Annotated in this window: 18 protein-coding genes and 1 pseudogene; 18 read left to right on the top strand and 1 reads right to left on the bottom strand. The window is 32.4% G+C overall.

Going from position 1 to position 19,397, the window contains the following annotated elements:
- Window positions 1-179 precede the first annotated feature (179 nt).
- The 3 genes and pseudogenes from LJ207_RS05245 (at window position 180) to rnhA (ending at window position 1,886) form a co-directional block, all read left to right on the top strand.
- Window positions 180-1,052: a UbiA prenyltransferase family protein gene (locus LJ207_RS05245; RefSeq protein ID WP_229344786.1), complete on the top strand. Its 873-nt coding sequence runs from the start codon at window positions 180-182 to the stop codon at window positions 1,050-1,052.
- 48 nt (window positions 1,053-1,100) lie between these two features.
- Window positions 1,101-1,316: pseudogene (locus tag LJ207_RS12495) on the top strand (carboxymuconolactone decarboxylase family protein); the annotation flags it as partial.
- Between the two features lie 123 nt (window positions 1,317-1,439).
- Window positions 1,440-1,886 (top strand): ribonuclease HI, encoded by a 447-nt coding sequence (gene rnhA / locus LJ207_RS12500; RefSeq protein WP_369414163.1) that lies wholly within the window; start codon window positions 1,440-1,442, stop codon window positions 1,884-1,886.
- Here rnhA and LJ207_RS05255 read toward each other — a convergent pair.
- Window positions 1,883-2,275, bottom strand: a complete 393-nt coding sequence (locus LJ207_RS05255) for a Fur family transcriptional regulator (protein ID WP_229344790.1) — start codon at window positions 2,273-2,275, stop codon at window positions 1,883-1,885. The two genes, rnhA and LJ207_RS05255, sit on opposite strands and share 4 nt — an antisense overlap.
- A gap of 107 nt (window positions 2,276-2,382) precedes the next feature.
- Between LJ207_RS05255 and trpS the strand changes: the two genes are divergently transcribed.
- The 15 genes from trpS (at window position 2,383) to LJ207_RS05330 (ending at window position 19,387) form a co-directional block, all read left to right on the top strand.
- Window positions 2,383-3,387 (top strand): tryptophan--tRNA ligase, encoded by a 1,005-nt coding sequence (trpS, locus tag LJ207_RS05260; protein ID WP_229344791.1) that lies wholly within the window; start codon window positions 2,383-2,385, stop codon window positions 3,385-3,387.
- A gap of 40 nt (window positions 3,388-3,427) precedes the next feature.
- Window positions 3,428-4,477, top strand: a complete 1,050-nt coding sequence (locus tag LJ207_RS05265; RefSeq protein ID WP_229344793.1) for a D-alanine--D-alanine ligase family protein — start codon at window positions 3,428-3,430, stop codon at window positions 4,475-4,477.
- A gap of 1 nt (window position 4,478) precedes the next feature.
- The gene (locus LJ207_RS05270; protein ID WP_229344795.1) at window positions 4,479-5,648 is read left to right on the top strand and encodes a DNA polymerase IV; all 1,170 of its coding nucleotides are present in this window, start codon (window positions 4,479-4,481) and stop codon (window positions 5,646-5,648) included.
- A 242-nt stretch (window positions 5,649-5,890) separates the two neighbouring features.
- Window positions 5,891-6,322: a division/cell wall cluster transcriptional repressor MraZ gene (mraZ, locus tag LJ207_RS05275; RefSeq protein WP_229344804.1), complete on the top strand. Its 432-nt coding sequence runs from the start codon at window positions 5,891-5,893 to the stop codon at window positions 6,320-6,322.
- Window positions 6,323-6,334: 12 nt separating this feature from the next.
- Window positions 6,335-7,267 carry a 16S rRNA (cytosine(1402)-N(4))-methyltransferase RsmH gene (rsmH, locus tag LJ207_RS05280; protein WP_229344806.1) on the top strand — a complete coding sequence of 311 codons (933 nt, stop codon included), beginning with the start codon at window positions 6,335-6,337 and terminating at the stop codon, window positions 7,265-7,267.
- Between the two features lie 18 nt (window positions 7,268-7,285).
- Window positions 7,286-7,753 (top strand): cell division protein FtsL, encoded by a 468-nt coding sequence (locus LJ207_RS05285; protein ID WP_229344808.1) that lies wholly within the window; start codon window positions 7,286-7,288, stop codon window positions 7,751-7,753.
- Between the two features lie 11 nt (window positions 7,754-7,764).
- Window positions 7,765-9,834 (top strand): PASTA domain-containing penicillin-binding protein, encoded by a 2,070-nt coding sequence (locus LJ207_RS05290; protein WP_229344809.1) that lies wholly within the window; start codon window positions 7,765-7,767, stop codon window positions 9,832-9,834.
- A gap of 28 nt (window positions 9,835-9,862) precedes the next feature.
- Window positions 9,863-11,326, top strand: coding sequence for a UDP-N-acetylmuramoyl-L-alanyl-D-glutamate--2,6-diaminopimelate ligase (locus LJ207_RS05295; RefSeq protein ID WP_229344811.1), 1,464 nt, complete (start codon window positions 9,863-9,865; stop codon window positions 11,324-11,326).
- A 2-nt stretch (window positions 11,327-11,328) separates the two neighbouring features.
- Window positions 11,329-12,702 carry a UDP-N-acetylmuramoyl-tripeptide--D-alanyl-D-alanine ligase gene (locus LJ207_RS05300; RefSeq protein ID WP_229344812.1) on the top strand — a complete coding sequence of 458 codons (1,374 nt, stop codon included), beginning with the start codon at window positions 11,329-11,331 and terminating at the stop codon, window positions 12,700-12,702.
- Window positions 12,703-12,723: 21 nt separating this feature from the next.
- Window positions 12,724-13,674, top strand: a complete 951-nt coding sequence (gene mraY, locus LJ207_RS05305; RefSeq protein WP_229344814.1) for a phospho-N-acetylmuramoyl-pentapeptide-transferase — start codon at window positions 12,724-12,726, stop codon at window positions 13,672-13,674.
- Between the two features lie 36 nt (window positions 13,675-13,710).
- The gene (murD, locus tag LJ207_RS05310; RefSeq protein ID WP_229344815.1) at window positions 13,711-15,075 is read left to right on the top strand and encodes a UDP-N-acetylmuramoyl-L-alanine--D-glutamate ligase; all 1,365 of its coding nucleotides are present in this window, start codon (window positions 13,711-13,713) and stop codon (window positions 15,073-15,075) included.
- A 14-nt stretch (window positions 15,076-15,089) separates the two neighbouring features.
- The gene (gene ftsW / locus LJ207_RS05315; protein ID WP_229344817.1) at window positions 15,090-16,184 is read left to right on the top strand and encodes a putative lipid II flippase FtsW; all 1,095 of its coding nucleotides are present in this window, start codon (window positions 15,090-15,092) and stop codon (window positions 16,182-16,184) included.
- Window positions 16,185-16,192: 8 nt separating this feature from the next.
- Window positions 16,193-17,302, top strand: a complete 1,110-nt coding sequence (murG, locus tag LJ207_RS05320; protein WP_229344818.1) for an undecaprenyldiphospho-muramoylpentapeptide beta-N-acetylglucosaminyltransferase — start codon at window positions 16,193-16,195, stop codon at window positions 17,300-17,302.
- Between the two features lie 9 nt (window positions 17,303-17,311).
- Complete coding sequence (gene murC / locus LJ207_RS05325) at window positions 17,312-18,670, top strand: UDP-N-acetylmuramate--L-alanine ligase (RefSeq protein WP_255666768.1); 1,359 nt, start codon at window positions 17,312-17,314, stop codon at window positions 18,668-18,670.
- Window positions 18,671-18,679: 9 nt separating this feature from the next.
- Complete coding sequence (locus tag LJ207_RS05330; RefSeq protein ID WP_229344822.1) at window positions 18,680-19,387, top strand: cell division protein FtsQ/DivIB; 708 nt, start codon at window positions 18,680-18,682, stop codon at window positions 19,385-19,387.
- Window positions 19,388-19,397 lie beyond the last annotated feature (10 nt).

The following is a 19,397-nucleotide window of genomic DNA, read 5'->3' on the forward strand; positions in this document are numbered from 1 at the left end:
CAAAAGGCTGAAAAAGTATTAGAACTTAAATCTGTTGCTGAGGTTAAAGATTATTTAAAGAGTATTCAAAAATAGTTCTTTGATTTTAAGAACAAAAAAATATTTTAAAATAGAATCCGGATAGCATAAGCTGTCCGGATTCTAATCATAATATAAAATAATAGGAGATAATTGAGTAAATGTCTATTAAAGAAAATACCTTAAGTTATAAATTATATTATTTAAGTTTAAAAGACCTCTGGTTGGATATTTTATTGCCTATTTTTCTTGGTGCTGCTTTATCTTTTAATTTAAGCTCACAATTTAATATTTTTTATTTATTTATTACTATATTTGCCCTCTTAGTTTTTATTATAGCAGCTAACAGCTGGATTCAATATTTTTTTGATAAAGCTAATCTCTATAAATTTATTTATCAGCTTCACTTTTTAAAAAATAAAAAACAAGTTGCTGCAGAGCATTTAGAGATTGAGAAAAAAGAACTATTTTTAATTGCTGTTATTTTTTCTTTGTTGACTTTAACATTGGTTTTTTTAAGCTTAAATATTTCTAATCTATTATTTATTGTAATTATTATATCTTTGCTATTATTTATACTTTATATATTCCTTCAGATAAAAATTATCGATAGTTATTTTGATGAATTTATTATCGGTTTACTGAGTGGACCAATGTTAATTTCTATTTCATATATTATTCATAGTGCTGAATTTAATCTTGCTGTTATTTTACTTTCACTTCCTGTTGCTTTATTTATAATAAACTTAAGATGGGTTAGTCAGCATAACAACAAGTATTCACTGAAAGGATTTAAGCTTCTACTGCTCTTGATTTATGCCTCATTTGCTTTAATATTTTCATATTTTAATAATATACTTTTTCTATTATTATATATATCATTACCATATGTGATGAACAAAGTAAAAAAGCAAGCTGATCTTTTATCTGCTAAGAAAAAATATAAGCTAGTATCTTTTTCGCGTAAATTATATTATTACTCAACTATTTTGTTGATTGCTCTGCTTATTTTAGATTATATTACATCAATTTGAGGTGAGATAATGACAGAACAAGAAGAATTTGATCAATTTAGAGAAAAGATGAATAAAGTTATTCTAGAAGAAGGAGATTTAAATACCAAGCGATTTTTTAATCTGGATAATAAAGTTTATGCAGAGGGTGAACTTTCTGCAAAAACAAAAGAACTATTGGGTTTAACCGCATCTTTAGTTTTAAGATGTGATGACTGTATTAGATATCATTTAGTAAATGCAGCTGAAGCAGGCTGGAGCAAAAAAGAAATTTATGAAGCATTTAATGTTGCTTTGCTTGTTGGAGGTTCGATAGTAATTCCTCATCTCAGAAGAGCTGCAGAAATACTTGAAAGCTATGAGTTTGAGAATGAAGCAGCTAAAGAAAAGACGAGCTCAAAGAATAAAATTAGAGAAGCAAAAAAATATCAGCTCTATACAGATGGTGCCTGTTCTGGTAATCCGGGGCCAGGTGGTTATGCAGCCATAATTTTAGAGAATGGTGAAGAAGAATTAGATCAAATTAGCGGCTCAGCAGAGGATACCACTAATAACAGAATGGAATTAAAAGCTGTTATTGAAGGCTTGAAGAGAATTCCCAAAGGCAGTAGTGTAGAAATTTTTAGTGATTCTACCTATGTTTTAAAAGGTTTGAGCAAATGGCTTAATACCTGGAGAAGTAATGGTTGGAAAACTTCTGCAAAAAAAAATGTTGCCAATAGAGATCTATGGCAACATCTTGATAAATTGATTTCCGATTATCAGCTTGAATTTCAAAAAGTTAAAAGTCATAGTGGAGATGAATATAACGAAAGAGTTGATTCATTAGCTAAAAATGAAATTAAAAAAGATTAGTTTTTTTGCTGACATTCGTGGCAGATACCACTAAATTCAAGGCGGTGATTTTCCGCAATAAATTGGGTTTCTTCATTTATCTTATTATTTAAGTTAGTACCTAAATCGATTTCTAAATCATAAACATTGCCACATTTTTCACAGTGGAAATGATAGTGATGATCTGATTTACCATCATAGCGGCTTTGATTACTGCCATAATCTAGCACATTGATTTTTCCCAGTTCTGCAAGGACATTTAGATTCCTGTAAACTGTTCCAAGACTGATATTAGGAATTTCTTCCCTGACTTTTTCATAAATCCAGTCGGCAGTTGGATGAGAGTCCGTGTGTTTAAGAACTTTCAAAATGGCTTTGCGCTGTTTTGTCATCCTCGTTTGTTTAGCCATAATAACCTCCTTTTGAAACAAATAATAATTATTAATACTATTTATTATATATTAACAGAATTTATTTTTAAATTCAAGTAAATTTAACTAAATAAAGGGTGATTAAATTGTCAAATAAAGAAAAACAAAGAATTTTAACCGGAGATAGACCAACCGGCAGACTTCATTTAGGACATTATGTTGGTAGTCTGCAGAATAGGGTGGAACTGCAGGAAGAATATGATACCTTTTTAATTATTGCTGATGTGCAGGCTTTAACCACCAACTTTGAAAAGCCTGAAAAATTAGGAGAAGATGTTAGACAGGTTGCCAGAGATTATTTAGCAGCAGGGATAGATCCAGAAAAAACAACCATTTTTGTTCAGTCAATGGTACCTGAAATTGCTGAATTAACGATATTTTTCTCAATGTTGGTTACTGTTAATCAGCTCCGCCATAACCCAACCATCAAGTCTGAAGCAGATCAATATGGATATAAGGACATGACTTATGGATTTTTGGGTTATCCTGTTAGTCAGGCAGCAGATATTTCCTTTTGTAGAGCTAATTTAGTTCCGGTAGGAGAAGATCAAATACCTCATATAGAACAAACAAGAAAAATTGTTCGCAAATTCAACAATCTATATGGAGAGGTATTTCCAGAACCAAAGGCATTAATCAGTGATTTTCCTCGTTTAATGGGTATAGACGGCAAAAGCAAAATGAGTAAGAGTTTAAATAATGCTATTTATTTATCTGATTCTGTAGAAGAAGTAAATAAAAAAATAATGAAAGCAAAAACTGATCCTGCTAGAATACATAAAGATGATCCTGGTCATCCAGAAGTTTGTACAGTTTTTCATTATCATGAAGCCTTTAATAAAGAAGAATCAGAGGAAATTGCCAGCAAATGTAGAGCCGGTACCATAGGTTGTGTTGCCTGTAAGAAAAGAATGGCCAAAAAATTAAATCTATTTTTAGATCCGATGAGGGAAAGAAGAAAAAAATATTTAGAAAACCCGCAATTAATCGAGGAGATAATTCAAAAGGGTACTAAAAGAGCCAGAAAAGAAGCTGCTCTTACCTTAGAAAAGGTTAGAGAAGTAATGAAAATCGATTATTTTAATAAGTAGCAGCAGATTTGAAAGTGACTTTTAAGAAAGGAGAATTATATTGTCTACTTCTAAAATAAATATTGCCTTAGTTTATGGGGGAAGATCAGCTGAGCATGAAGTTTCTATTCTTTCCACCCGTTCAATATATAATAATCTGGATAAAAGCAAATATAATATTTTTCCTTTTGCAATATCTAAAACAGGAAGATGGTTTAAAACCGAAAAATCTCAGCAGTATCTAGATAGTAAAATAGAGACTATTCCTGATCAAAAAGATAGGGAGTTGTTCCCCTTAGAAGTTATTGATTTTCTGCAGAAAAAAATTGACTTAGCCTTTCCTGTTTTACATGGACCTTTTGGAGAAGATGGTAAGATTCAGGGTTTTTTTGATATCTTAAATATACCCTATGTTGGTTGTAATTTAAGAACTTCAGCTGTTTCTATGGATAAAGAGCTGATGAAAAAATTATTTGCTTACCATGATATCCCTCAAACAAAGTTTGAGGTCTTAAAAAAGCAGCAATATCAGCAAGAAAAAAATAAAAAACTATATCAAAAATTGAAAGAAAAACTGGGTCTGCCTTTTTTTGTGAAACCGGCAAATATGGGCTCCAGTATAGGTATCACCAAAGTCAATGGCAAAGATATTTTCGCTGAAGCAGTAAATTCTGCTTTTAGTTATGATAATAAAATTATAATAGAAAACTTTGTTAAAGCTAGGGAAATAGAGGCATCCCTAATTTCATTAAATGGTGAGATAAGAGTATCTGTGCCCGGAGAAATTATTGCTCAACATGATTTTTACGATTATAAAGCTAAATATCAAGATGAAAAAACCAGGCTGATTATTCCAGCTGAGATAGAAGCTAAGTTTAGAGAAGAAATAAATTCACTTGCACTGAGAGCATTTAATGCAGTTGGGGGAGATTCAATGGCCAGAATTGATTTTTTCTTGACTGAAGATGAAGAAGTTTTGGTTAATGAAATCAATACTATGCCCGGTTTTACAAACTTTAGCATGTATCCTCTGCTTTTTAAAGAAAGTGGTTTTCCTTATCAAAAGCTTTTAGATAAGATGATAGAACAAGCTATGAATAGAGATATATAAAATGGATGAACTAAGTGTAATTCATGCAGATATGGATGCCTTTTTTGCTGCAGTAGAAATGAGGGAAAATCCTGATCTCAAAGGCAAAGCCGTAATTATTGGTGGGAAGAGTTTAAGTAATAGAGGTGTGGTTTCAACTGCTTCTTATAAAGCAAGGGAGTTTGGTGTTCATTCAGCAATGCCGGTTGCTCAAGCCAAGCAGTTATGTCCAGATGGGATCTATCTGCCGGCCCGCCACGAATTATATAAAGAAGTTTCTAAAGAACTGTTTTTTCTTTTAAAGAAATATACCCCTTTGGTCGAAAAAATATCTATTGATGAAGCTTTTTTGGATATTAAAGGCTGCCAACGCCTTTATGGCAGTCCCCTAGAAATTGCCGAGAAGATTAAAAAGGATGTTAAAAAAAACACAGATTTAACAATTTCTATTGGGCTATCGGTTAATAAATTTTTAGCTAAACTTGCTTCAGATTTTGAAAAACCTGATGGTTTAACGGTAATTAAAACAGCAGATATTAAAAAAACCATGGCAGATCTAGACATAAAAAAGATCTGGGGTATTGGTGATAGTTTTGCTAAAAAATTGAATGAACTGGGAATTGAGAAGGTTAAAGATATCTGGCCTTATTCTTTAGAAGAATTACAAAAGCGATTTGGTAGAGCTGGTGTCAAAATATATTATCTTTCTAGAGGTATAGATGACAGGGTAGTTGAAAGTAAAAATGAAATCAAATCTATCAGCCATGAAGAAACTTTTGCTGAAAATATCGAAGATGCTGAGCAATTACTGGCCTATTTATTTAAAATGAGCGAAAAAATATCTTTTCGCCTCCACAGCAATTCATTAAGTGGTAACACCGTTTTTATCAAGCTAAGATATGCTGATTTTAAAACTATCAGCAGACAAAAATCATTTAAATTTTCTCTTGACAGTACAAAAAACATTTATCAAATTGCTCAAGAACTGATAAAAAAAGATAATCTCTTTGCTGAGCCGGTTCGCCTGCTTGGAATTGGAGTTAGTAATTTACATGATTCTCAACAAAAGCAGTTAAATTTATTTGAGGCAGAAAATGATAATCTGGACAATACAATCGATGATATAAAAAGAAAATTTGGTTTTGATAAAATATCACGAGCCAGAAAGTTATATTTGAAAAATGATGAATAATATCTTTGCTTAAACTCATCTTTAAAAGGTGAGTTTTTGCTGAAAAATAGCAAAAAAAGATTTATTTTCTGAAAAAAAGAAAAAAATTTATAAAATAAGTCTTATTTTTTATAAATATCCTTTTAAATCCAATTTTTTTTAAAAAATTTTTGGATTTTTAAAGGATTTTTTTAATTTATGAAGAATGTAGTTATTAAGTGGTGTTAAGTGGAGTAAAAGGGTAGAAAGTGGGAAGTGATATTATGTTTATGGGAGAATTTACACATAATATGGATAATAAAGGTCGTTTAATAATTCCTTCTAAGCTTAGAGAAGAGCTGAGTGAGGACTTTGTAATAACTCGCGGCCTGGATAATTGTCTGTTTCTCTATCCGATGGGTGAATGGAAAAAATTAGAAGAAAAATTAACTTCCCTACCTATGACAAGCAAAAATGCCAGAAATTTTGTTCGTTTTTTCTTTTCCGGTGCAAATGAATGTAATCTAGATAAACAGGGAAGAGTTTCCCTACCTATAAATTTAAGAGACTACGCAGATTTTGAACATGAGATTGTTATCATTGGCCTGGCAAATAGAATCGAACTCTGGGCTAAAGAAAAATGGGATATATATATGGAAGATGTAGAAGATTCTTATGAAGATATTGCAGATGCAATGGAAGAACTAGGGATCTAGAAGGGACTAAATATGAGTTTTGAACATAAAGCAGTTTTATTAAATGAGGCAATAAAGTATTTAAATATAAAGGAAGACGGAGTTTATTTAGATGGCACCCTGGGGCGGGGTGGCCACAGTTTCGAAATTTTAAAACATTTATCTCAGCAGGGTAAATTAATTGCTATCGATCGGGATCTAGAGGCAATACAAGCTGTGCGAGAAAAACAAGCAGAAAATTCTTCCCTAATATTAGAACATGCTAATTTTCAGGATTTTGATAAACTATTAGCTAAACATTCAATTTCTAAGCTAGATGGCATGTTATTTGATCTGGGTGTTTCTTCTCCACAGCTTGATAATGCAGAAAGAGGATTTAGTTATCAAAAAGATGGCCCACTTGATATGAGAATGAATCAAAAGCAGAGACTAACTGCAGCAGATATTGTAAATAATTATAGTAGAGAAGAATTGATAAAAATTATTAGTGATTATGGAGAAGAAAATTGGGCAGTTCGAATTGCTGAATTTATAGTTGAAGCTAGAGAAGATGAAGAAATCGAAAGGACCTCTGATTTGGTTGAAATAATCAAAGCTGCAATTCCAAAAGGAGCTAGACGGGGTGGAGGCCATCCTGCAAGAAGAACTTTTCAGGCTTTAAGGATCGCTACTAATGATGAATTAAAGCAGCTGCAGAATTTGATTAACAAAAGTGTCTCTTATTTAAACAAAGGTGGTAGAATTGTTATTATCAGTTTTCACTCTTTAGAAGATAGAATCGTTAAACATAGTTTTAGGGAATTAGCCAAAGATTGTAGCTGTCCACCTGATTTTCCAATCTGTGTTTGTGATAAAGTTGCTCAAGTCAAAGTAATTACCAGAAGTCCAATTGAAGCTAAAAAGAAGGAAGTAGAAGAAAACCCAAGGGCAAGGAGTGCAAAGTTGAGAGCTGCAGAGAAAATTTAGTTTCAAGGAGGTAAGATTATGTATCAGAAAAGTTATGATAATTTGAATTATCAGCATAAATATTTAGACAGCTCTTCTTATGGAATTTTTGATTTAAAAAAACAGGCTTTTAGCATTATCTACATAATATTTTTGTTATTAGTCAGCATTTCTATTATATTATTTATTTCTCAAACTTTAAAAATTAATCAAGCTAATTATGAGCTTTTAGAATTAGAAAGAAGGTTAGAGAGCATTCAAGCCGAAAATCAAAAATTAACACTTAATCTTGCTCAAAAAACCTCATTATCACAAATAGAGAGAATAGCTAAAAATGAATTGAATATGGTAGAAGCAAAAAATAGAGAATATCTGGTATATAATGATCAAATCGAAGTTGAAGAAAATTTTGTTGCAGATATTCCTCAAGAACAGTTTTTATTGGCTCGTATTTATGATAGAATAGTAGCTAGAATCATGACAGTCCAGGCTGAGTCAATTGATTAGGAGGAAGACAATTGCAAGATTTTAAAGAAAGTATCAAAAATAGGGCAATGTTTTATTTTGCAGTTATTTTTTTACTATTTGTCATTATTGCTTTCCGCTTATTATGGATTCAAGTTATTAATAGTGCAGAATATAAGGATCGGGCTTTAAATCAAAGAATGAGAGAATTTGTAGTTAATTCTGAAAGAGGAATAATTTATGATAATACCGGCAGAAAACTTGCAGTTAGTTTAGCGGCTAAAACTGTAGTTGCACTGCCGGATAGTATTATAGACCCCCAAAAAACCGCCCAGGAATTAGCAGGATTATTGGATGTAAATTATGATACTATCTATAGAAGAATCACCTCAGATGCTGCAGCTATTTTTTTGCAGAGGAAAATAAATGATCAATTACATGAAGAATTATTAGCCAGAGATATACCAGGAATAATTTTTATTGATGAAAGCAAAAGACATTATCCTGAAGGAGAATTAGCATCACATATAATTGGTTTTACTGGTATTGATAATAATGGTTTAAGTGGTTTAGAACTTTCCTATAATAATTACTTGGTTGGTAAAGAGGGCAGAATGGCTGTAGAAAGAGATGCAGCTGGTAAACCAATCCCAGCGGGTATCAGAGAATCAGTTCCTGTCCAAAATGGTCATAACCTCCATTTAACAATTGATCAGGTAATTCAATATTTCGCGGAAAGAGAACTCAAGCTAGCAGAAGAGAACTTTGATATTTCTGGGGGATCAATAATTGTAATGGACTCTCAGAATGGAGATGTTCTGGCTTTAGCTAATACCCCCACCTATGATCCCAACAATTTTAATAATTATCCGGAGAAAAACTGGCGCAATCGGGCCATCAATGATGTTTTTGAACCTGGCTCAACCTTTAAAATAATTACTACCGCAGCAGCTTTAGAAGAAGGGGTAATTAGTGAGAATGATATTTTAACTGATCCCGGTCATATTTATGTTGGAAGACATGAGATAAGCTGTTGGAGTGATAGAGGTCATGGTGCTCATACCTTTGCAAATGTTGTAAAAACTTCCTGTAACCCGGGTTTTGTAGAAGTCGCTTTAAAAATGGAGAAAGATACTTTTTATTCCTATATCGATGCCTTTGGCTTTGGCAAGAGAAGTTCTATTAGACTTCCCGCAGAAGCAGATGGGCTTTTACCGGAATACAATAGAATTGGTGAAGTAGAATTGGCGACCTTCTCATTTGGGCATGGTCTTTCCGTGACTCCCATCCAATTAGCATCTGCAGTATCTGCAGTTGCCAATGGAGGCAAATTAATGCAGCCCAGATTGGTCAAAGAGGTTGATAGAGGAGCAGAACAAAGCAATCTTATCAATGAGCCATCAGTTGTTCGTCAGGTTATTTCTGAGCAGACCGCCAATAAAACTAGAGAACTCTTAAAACAAACAGTATTGAATGGTACAGGTACTCAAGCTGCAATCGAAGGTTATGAAATAGCAGGTAAAACAGGTACTGCTCAACACTATAATGAAGATCTTTATGATGCTTCTTTTGTGGGGATAGTGCCGACAGAAAATACTGATCTTACTGTCTTAGTTATTTTATATGATATAACAGGAGACACTTATTATGGAAGTCAGACTGCTGCTCCAGTATTCAGAAATCTTGGTGAAAATATTTTAAGTTATTTAGATGTTAAACCTGATTTTACTCAACAGCCAGGATATGAACTTAGTGATGAAAAATTAACTGTACCTGAAATAAGAAATTTAAGTAAATTTGAAGCAGAACAAAGCTTGAGAGAAAAGGGATTTAATGTTAAAATACAGGGAGATGGAGATAAAATTATTGATCAACTTCCAAAAGCAGGTGCATTAGTAAATAAAAATTCTACTGTCTGGCTTTTTGATGATAAAGTTGAAAATTATAATGTTTTAATCCCGGTTCCCGACTTCAGAGGAATGGAATTAGAAGCAGTAAAAGAATTAGCTGCTTTAAGAGGTCTAAAAATTTCCTCTAGTGGTAGTGGTAAGGTAATCGGACAATCGGTCTACCCAGGGAGAAGAATTAAAACAGACCAGGTTATCAGCTTGAAATTGCAGTAAGCTATTCTTATTCTTGGGAGGAAGTTTAATGAGATTAAAGCAAATTTTAAAAGGAATAGAACATAAAATTATAATGGGTCAGCCTCAGCTTAATATTTCTAATTTGCAATATGATTCACGTAAAATAGAAGCTAATGATCTTTTCATAGCCATCAGAGGTTTTAATGTTGATGGACATGATTATATTGAAGAAGCTGTTAAAAAAGGTGCAGCTGCTGTTATTGTTGATAGAGAATTAGCAAATTATTATCCGGGTATAACATATATTAAAGTAGAAAACACGCGCAAAGAAATGGCTGTACTTGCTAAAAACTTTTTTTCTGATCCACTGGCAGATCTTGATTTAATAGGGATCACAGGGACTAATGGTAAAACAACAACAGCATATTTAATTTACAATATTTTAAGTAAAAACTCTTTTAAAACAGCAATGTTTGGAACTGTTAAAAATATTATTGCTGGTCAAGAAATTGAGGCAGATAGAACCACCCCCGAATCTTTGGATTTATACCGCTATTTTTCTCAAGCAAAAAATGCAGGTGTTAAATATATTGTTATGGAAGTATCTTCTCATGCCCTTGATCTTTATCGGGTTTATCAGATGGATTTTTCTCTAGCAGTTTTTACTAATTTAAGTCCAGAACATCTTGATTATCATAAAGATTTAAAAAATTACAGGCTGGCGAAATCAAAGCTTTTTTCTCAATTGAGCAAAGATGCATCTGCTGTAATTAATCTTGATGATAAAAATTCCAACTTTATGCTGGAAAAATCAAAGGCAGAGAATTATATATATAGTTTAAAAGATCGAAGTGCTGATTTATACTGCCAAAATTATAAGCTAAGCCAAAATTCTCTGCAGTATCAAAGTGGAGGTTTAATTAAAAGAGACTTTCAGCTGAAACTTGGTGGTCTTTTTAATATCTACAATTCACTGGCTGCAGTTTTAAGCACTTTTTTACTGGGCCTTGAAATAGATGATATTGTCAGCAGTTTAGAGGTAATTGAAGGAGTTCCAGGCCGATTTGAGCTGATTGATGCAGGTCAGGACTTCCAGTTGATAGTAGATTATGCCCATACTCCTGATGGAATGGAAAATGTTTTAACTGCAGCTAAAGCAATAACTAAAAATAGATTAATTGTCTTATTTGGTTGTGGAGGAGATAGGGATCGTTCTAAAAGACCGGTAATGGCAAAATTAGCAGAAGATATGGCTGATTATGTTTTTTTAACTAATGATAATCCACGTTCTGAAGGGGAAGAATTGATCTTAAAGGAGATAAAAGCTGGTTTTAGTCAATCTTTTTCCAATTATAAGGTAATAGCTGACCGCAAAAAAGCTATAGCTGAAGCAGTAAATTTTGCTGAAAAAGATGATATAGTATTAATTTTAGGGAGAGGACATGAAAAATATCAGGTAATAAAGGATAAAAAAATTGAGCTTGATGATAGAAAGGTAGCATATCAAGCCTTAAAGGAGCGAAGCAGCTAATTATGGAATGTTTAACTTTAGCCCAAATTGCAGAGGCAGCTTCCGGGGAAATAATTAAAGGCAAAGCAGAAACTAAAATAAAAGAGATAGCTATAGACAGCAGAGAGGTAAAAGAAGGTGATCTTTTTATAGCAATTATCGGGGAAAATAATGATGGTCACCAATTTATAGAATCAGCTCTGCAAAATGGAGCAAAAGCAGTTATTGTAGATCGACCGATTATTGATCATGAAGAACTCGCAGTTATAAAAGTTGCTGATACAACTAAAGCATTACAGGATATTGCTCATTATTACAGAATGCAGTTTAAAGATTTAAAGGTAGCTGCTGTTACTGGAAGTGCTGGCAAAACAAGTACAAAAGATATGACTGCAGCAGTTCTAGCTCAAAAATATAAAACTTTAAAAACTTTAGGTAATTATAATAATCAGATTGGCTTACCTTTAACCCTACTGAGGCTTTGTTCTGAAGATGAGTTTGCAGTTTTAGAAATGGGAATGAGCGGCTTTGGAGAAATAAAATTATTAGCAGAGCTGGCCCAACCACAAATAGCTATTATAACAAATGTTGGACCTGCTCATATTGAGCAGCTGGGATCGATTGAAAACGTGGCTTTAGCTAAAAGAGAGCTGCTTGATGCTTTAGATCAATCTGCAGTGGCAATTTTAAATTATGATAATAAATATACCAAAAAGATGGCAGAAAATTGCAGGGCCAGAGTTATCAGCTTCGGTTTTTCGGCTGGAGCAGATCTGCAGGTGATTGAAAATAAATTTAACAATAATTTAAATCAATTAGAGTTTAAGCTTAAGTGGCAGGGAGAAAAAATTAAATTTTATTTAAATAAAGCCGGCAAGCACAATATTTATAATGCTCTAGCAGCTATTGCAGTTGCTTTTTTAAATGGAATGAGTGTTGAAAGCATTCAGGCAGGTTTAAATAAAATAGAGTTTTCCGATTTGAGAATGGATATTAAACAGCTAGCAAATGGAGCTGTTGTGATTAATGACAGCTATAATGCTAACCCTATTTCTGTTAGGGCAGCAGTTGATGTTTTGCTAGAAATGAAAGCTAAGAGGAAAATTGCTGTTTTAGCTTCGATGCTTGAATTAGGAGCAATGGAAAAGCAAGCTCATCTTGAAATAGGAGAATATATAGCTGAACAAGATTTAGATCTTTTAATTACTGTTGGTGAGATTGCTGAGTTAATTGCTGAAGGAGCAAGAAAATCAGCGATGGCAGCTGATAAAATATATTCTTTTGCTGATAAAGATAGTGCTTTAAAATATTTAAAAAATAATTTGAAAAAGGATGATCTTCTGCTTGTTAAGGGTTCAAGATCAAATCAAATGGAAAAAATAGTTGCAGGATTATAATTTAAGGAGCTTAATAATTAAATGATTTATATAAAAGCTTTTCTATTACCGATTGTAATTATTATTGCAGCTGGTAATCTATTTATAAAATTTATAAAAAATATTAATTTTGGCCAGCAGATTAGAGACTATGGTCCTCAAAGTCATCTTAAAAAGGCGGGTATTCCTACCATGGGTGGCTTGATGATTATTTTTACTTTTCTGCTTATAGCCTTATTTTTAGTAGATTTAAATCTAAATACAGCTGCAGTTTTAGTAATAACTTTTCTAATGGGACTGGCGGGTTTTTTAGATGATTTTTTAAAAATTAAATTTTCCCGTTCTTTAGGTTTAAAAGCCTGGCAGAAATTATTTTTGCAATTTTTAGCAGCTTTAATTGCTGCAGTAGTTTTAATCAATTTTACTCAGACTCCAGCTCTTTTATTACCCTTTTGGGGAAGTATAGAGTTGAACAATATGCTGAGATTTGTTTTGAGCTTATTTGTGGTGATTGGTAGCGCTAATGCTGTTAACCTTACTGATGGTTTAGATGGTTTAGCTGCTTCAGTGACTGTTATAGTTTGCTTGAGTTTTGCTGCAATATTTTATTTGCTGGCCTTAGAGCAGTTGATGATTATGATGTTAATCATGGCAGGCTGCTGTACAGCTTTTTTATGGTTTAATAGTTATCCAGCAGAAATTTTTATGGGAGATGTTGGTTCACTGGCCATTGGTGGTTTTCTTGGAGCCACTGCTGTATTAAGTGGAACAGAAATTTATTTACTTATAATTGGGATTATCTATGTTATCGAAACCCTTTCAGTAATGATTCAGGTTCCTTATTTTAAAATAACAGGTGGGAAAAGAGTTTTTAAGATGACACCAATTCATCATCATTTTGAGTTAGGTGGTACTGCTGAAAATAAAATAGTGGTTCGCTTTGTAATAATTACTATAATCATGGCTTTGTTTTCTTTCAGTTCATTTTTATAATCATTAAATTTTAAGTAAAAAAGGAGTTAGATTCTTTTGCAGTTAAAGAATAAAAAGATCGCTGTGCTTGGTTTGAGCAGAAGAACAGGTATGGCAGTTGTAGAATATTTAAATAAATATGGAGCTAAAATTATTGTATCTGATAGTAAAAATAGTGATGAGCTCAAAGATTTAATTAAGCAACTAAGAGCAATTAAAGACATCAAATTTGATCTAGGTGGTCATACAAAAGCTATCTTAGCAGCAGAATTAATTATTTTGAGTCCGGGAGTTCCTTATGATCTGCAAATACTAAAAGAGGCCAGAAAAAAAGGAATAGAAACTATCAGTGAAATAGAATTTGCCTATAGGATGGCCGAAGCAGATATTATTGCTGTTACAGGAACTAATGGTAAAACAACTACCACTGATCTTTTGGCAAAAATGTTAAATAATTTGCCGGGAAGGAAGGTTGAGGTTGCCGGTAATATTGGTATTCCTTTTATCTCAATTGTTGATCAATTAAAAAAAGAAGATCTAGTAGTTTTAGAAGTGAGTTCTTTTCAGTTAGAGGCTGTTAAAAAATTTCATCCCAAAATAGCTCTATATTTAAATTACAGCCCAGATCATCTTGATAGACACAAAAGCGAAGAAAACTATAAAAATGCTAAAAAGAAGATTTTTAGTCAGCAAAACAAAAATGACTTTGCCTTAATTGATCTTGATGATAAATATTTATCTAAGTTAAAAGACGAAATAAAGGCAGAGGTTTTTACGGTTTCAGCCTTAAATAAAAAGGCAGATCTAATAATAGAAAATAATAAAGCTCTTTTACAGAAAAAAAGCGAAAATAAAATTATTGAATTAATTGATTTTAATGATATAAAACTATCTGCTCTCCATAATAAAAAAAATACAGCTTTTGCTGCCCTTGCGGCTTTTTTAAGTGGACAAAGTATTGATAAAATAAAAAATGCTGCTGAGCAATATGAATTAAAATCACATCGGATGGAAAAAATAGCTAATAAAAAAGGTTATTTGATTATTGATGATTCAAAAGCCACCAATCCCAGTGCTGCTCTCAATGCCTTAAAAAGCTTAGATAGAGAAATAATTTTGATCGCGGGTGGTCAGGATAGAGGAGCTGATTTTAGTCGATTAGCTGCAGAAATCCAGAAAAAAGTTAGCACTTTAATTCTGATTGGAGAAACTGCAGCTAAACTTGCTGCTTTAGTAGGAGAAGAAAACTTAGATATACATAAAGTAGAAGGTATAGAAAGAGCAGCTGAAATTGCAGCTGAGAAATTAAATGAAAATAATTCTCTGCTTTTATCTCCTGCCTGTCCCAGCTGGGATATGTTTGCAAGCTATAAAATAAGAGGAGAGCTATTTAAAAAATATATTTTAAAGAATCTTAATTGAGGAGCATTTCTGTAATGAAAAAAAAGCTGCCAGATTTTATCTTACTTTTTACAATATTGACTCTTGTTTTTAGTGGTGTGGTAATGATTTTATCAGCCAGCTCAGTGAGGGCCAATACTTTGTTTGGAGATAGTTATTATTTTTTTAAAAGGCACCTGTTTTATCTTGCTCTATCTTCAATTCTAGCGGTTATTGCTTACAAAATAAATTACAAGAAAATAAAAGAACTGGCACCTTCTATTTTGTTATTTTCTTTACTGACTCTTATTTTGGTTCTTATTCCCGGAATCGGTAGGGTTGTTGGTGGTTCCAGAAGGTGGTTGAGCATAGGACCTTTTAGTTTTCAACCATCAGAATTTGCCAAACTGGCTACTGTTATTTACTTAGCAGCATATATAAGTAAAAACAAAGAAAAAATGAAGAAATTTAAAAGCGGAATAATTCCACCTGTTATTGTAATCTCTATAATTTTTGCTTTAATTATCTTAGAGCCTGATTTAGGGACTGCAATTACTATAGCTGCTCTGGCAGGTTCGATGATCTTTATTGGTGGGATTAAATTAGGCTGGTTTTTAACCCTATCTTTAGCAGCTTCTGCTTTGTTTATGCTATTTATTTATATTGAACCTTATCGCCGCAAAAGATTATTTTCTTTTTTGAATCCCTGGCAAGATCCACTGGATAGTGGTTATCATATTATCCAATCTTTATTGGCCTTAGGTTCAGGTGGCTTTTTAGGTGTGGGAGCTGGTAACAGCTATCAAAAGTTTTTATATCTTCCGGAACCAGGTACAGATTTTATCTTTGCGGTTTTAGGAGAGGAATTTGGTTTAATTGGTACTCTTTTTATTTTATCCTTATACTTTATAATTGTCTGGAGAGGTTTTAGAATAGCGATTCGAATTGATGATATTTTTGCTTCAATGCTGGCTATTGGTGTTACTACAATGGTTGTCATCCAGGCTATTATTAATATCGGTGTTGTGACTTCACTTTTACCTGTTACAGGTATTACACTTCCTCTGATTAGTTATGGAGGCACATCATTGATGGTTAATCTAATATCATTAGCACTATTATTAAATCTTTCTCGTTATGTAGAGGAATGAGGTAAATTATGAAGGCAATTATTACAGGTGGTGGTACTGGGGGACATATTTATCCTGCTTTAGCAATAGCAGATGAATTAAAAAAGAAGGGTTGGGAGATACTTTATCTTGGCTCTAAACACAGAATGGAAGCAGAGATAGTACCCCAAAAAGGTTATCAATTTCAGGGTTTAACTTCTAGACAGTTACCACGCAGGATTTCCTGGCAGATATTTTCAGCCTTTTTTTATAATCTTAAAGCTTTTATAAATGCATTAAAAATAAACTATAATTTTAAAGCTGATTTGGTTATTGGTACAGGTGGTTTTGCAGCAGGCCCAGTTGTAATGGCAGCTGTATTACTTGGCAGGAAAACGATTATCCATGAGCAAAATGCTTACCCTGGAATAACAAATAAGCTATTAGCATTATTTGTAGATTATATTTTTCTTAATTTTTCCGCAGCTGAAAAACATTTGAAAGCAAAAAAAGCTAAGATTAAGCTAACCGGTAATCCGGTTCGCAAAGAAATATTAGCTGCTGAGCCAGAAAAGGCTTATAAATTTTTAAATTTAGATAAAAGTTTAAAGACGCTTTTAATAACTGGTGGAAGTCAGGGAGCTGAAACTATAAATAAAAATTTAATCAAAATATATCAACATGCAGCTGAAAATAATGAATTTCAAATAGTTCATTTAACCGGCAAAAAAAATTATGATCAAGTTATTAGATCTTTAAAAGAACATAATATAGATCCAGATAATAGATTAATAAAAGTGATTGCTTATTTAAATGAAATGGAATATGCTCTTACAGCCGCAGACCTTGTTATTTCTCGAGCAGGGGCAACTGCTCTTTCAGAAATAACCCTTTGTGCTATACCTTCAATCTTGATCCCGCTGGCTTCAGCAGCAGAAGGGCATCAACTTTATAATGCAAAAACCTTAGCAAACAAAGGTGCAGCCATAATAATCAGGGAAGAAGAATTATCAGAGCAAATATTATTAGAAAAAATACTAAGCCTGTTTAATGATCAGAGCAAGTTAGAAAAGATGTCTCAGGCAGCCAAAAGTTTAGCAAATGAGAATTCATTAGAAAAAATTATTACTTTAATTGATAATATAGTAACTAAAGATTAGGTGGTTAATTTGTTAAAAGAAAACAGTCATATTCATTTAATTGGTATTGGTGGAGTTTCAATGAGTGGTATTGCAGAAATATTATATCAGCGGGGTTATAAGGTTTCTGGTTCTGATTTAAATAATAGCAAATATTTAGATTTATTAAGTGAGAGGGATATCGATATTTATTTAAATCATAAAAAAGAAAATATAAAGGGAGCAGATTTAATAGTAAAGACCAGTGCTATTCCTGAAGATAATCCAGAAATTACTGCTGCCAAGCAAAAGGATATTAAAATAATTGAAAGAGCAGAAATGCTTGCTTATTTGATGAGAAATAAAAAAACAATTGCTGTTGCTGGTACACATGGCAAAACAACTACTACTGCAATCTTAGCAGCAATTATGACTGCTGCCGGAAAAGATCCGGCGATTATGGTAGGTGGATATTTAGAAGATATAAAAGGGAATATCTCTGATGGAGAAGGAGAATATTTTATTACTGAAGCTGATGAAAGTGATGGCTCATTTTTATATTTCGACCCTTATTTACTGCTTTTAAGTAATTTAGAACTAGATCATCCTGATTATTATAAAGATTTAGCTGAATTTAAAGCAATTTTTAAACGCTTTGCCGATAAGAATGACAAAAAAGCTTTAATATTATATAATGGTGATGATGAAAATTTAGCCAATTTATTTAAAAACAGAAAAAAAGCCAGAACTTTTTCTCTGCTAAATGGTGATTATCAGGTAAAAAACATTCAATATCATAAAAATAAGAGCAGTTTTGATTTTTATAAGGAAGATGATTTTTTGCTGAAAATAAATTTAACTCTGGCTGGAGAATATAATATATATAATGCAGCAGCAGCTGCAGCAGCTGCTTTAGAATTAGGTGTTGAAGAAAAATTTATCAAAAAAGCATTAGCAAACTTTAAAGGTGTGGGAAGAAGATTTGAATTAAAAGGCAAAATTAATGCTGGAACGGTTGATGTTGTAGATGATTATGCTCATCATCCAACTGAAATCAAGGCTCTTTTAAAGTCTGTAAAGCAGATGGGTTATTCTAGAGTCACGGCAGTCTTTCAGCCTCATCGCTTTAGCAGAACAAAGAAATTTTTAAATGAATTTAGTTTTTCTTTTAAAGATGCTGATTTTGTTTATTTAACCGATATTTTTTCTGCCTCTGAACAGAAAAAAGAAAATATTTCACTGCAGAAATTCAGAGAGCAAATCGAAAAAAATTCCAAGACTGAGGTTAAATATCTGACTGATTTTGATGAAATCGCAGCTCAGATTAAAGAAAATCTGCAGGCTGGAGAAATAATTATAACAATCGGAGCTGGAGATGTTAATGAAATCTGTGATAAAGTTATTGATTAGGAGGCAGTGATGGATAAAAAATATCAAATTATAATTTTGGCATTTTTGTTTATAATCTTAGCCTCTTTATCCTTTGTCTTTTCACCATTTTTTAATATTAGAGAATTTGCTATCCATTCCAGAATAGAAATTGATAGGACTTCTTTAAGACCTTATTTAAACGAATTTTATGGAGAGAACATAATATTTATCGATAAAGAAGATCTAGCAGAAAGCTTGCTTGAACATAGGTTTATTTCTTCTTTTGAGATCGAAAAAACCTACCCGTCAAAAATACACATTATAATTCAGGAAAGAAGACCAACTGCCTGGCTGAAAAACAATGGAAAAAAAGTAATTTTTTCAGCTGATGGAATAATATTAGAAGAAACGGATTTAGAAAGAGAAGTTTTTTTGCCACAGATAGAAGGTTTTGCTTATCTTTTTTCAGAACAAAAACTACTTTTTCCTCAGCCAAAAAAAGATTTGTTAAATGTTTTAACTAGATTAGATGATCAGTATTTAAAGAGGATTAAAAGAATAAATTCAAGCGATCAGCGTTTAACATTATATTTAGAAGCTGAAACAACTGTAAATTTTGGACTTCCTGAACGATTAGAGGAGAAGTTTTCTTTGTTAAGATCTATTTTGAATAAACTTGAAGAAGAGGAAGCAGAGGCTGATTATATTGATCTCAGGGTTATAAATCATCCTGTTATTCAGTATAGAGAAAATTAATTGACTTTTA

The organism is Halanaerobium polyolivorans, from assembly GCF_020711195.1.
In the GTDB taxonomy this organism is placed as follows: Bacteria; Bacillota; Halanaerobiia; order Halanaerobiales; family Halanaerobiaceae; genus Halanaerobium; species Halanaerobium polyolivorans.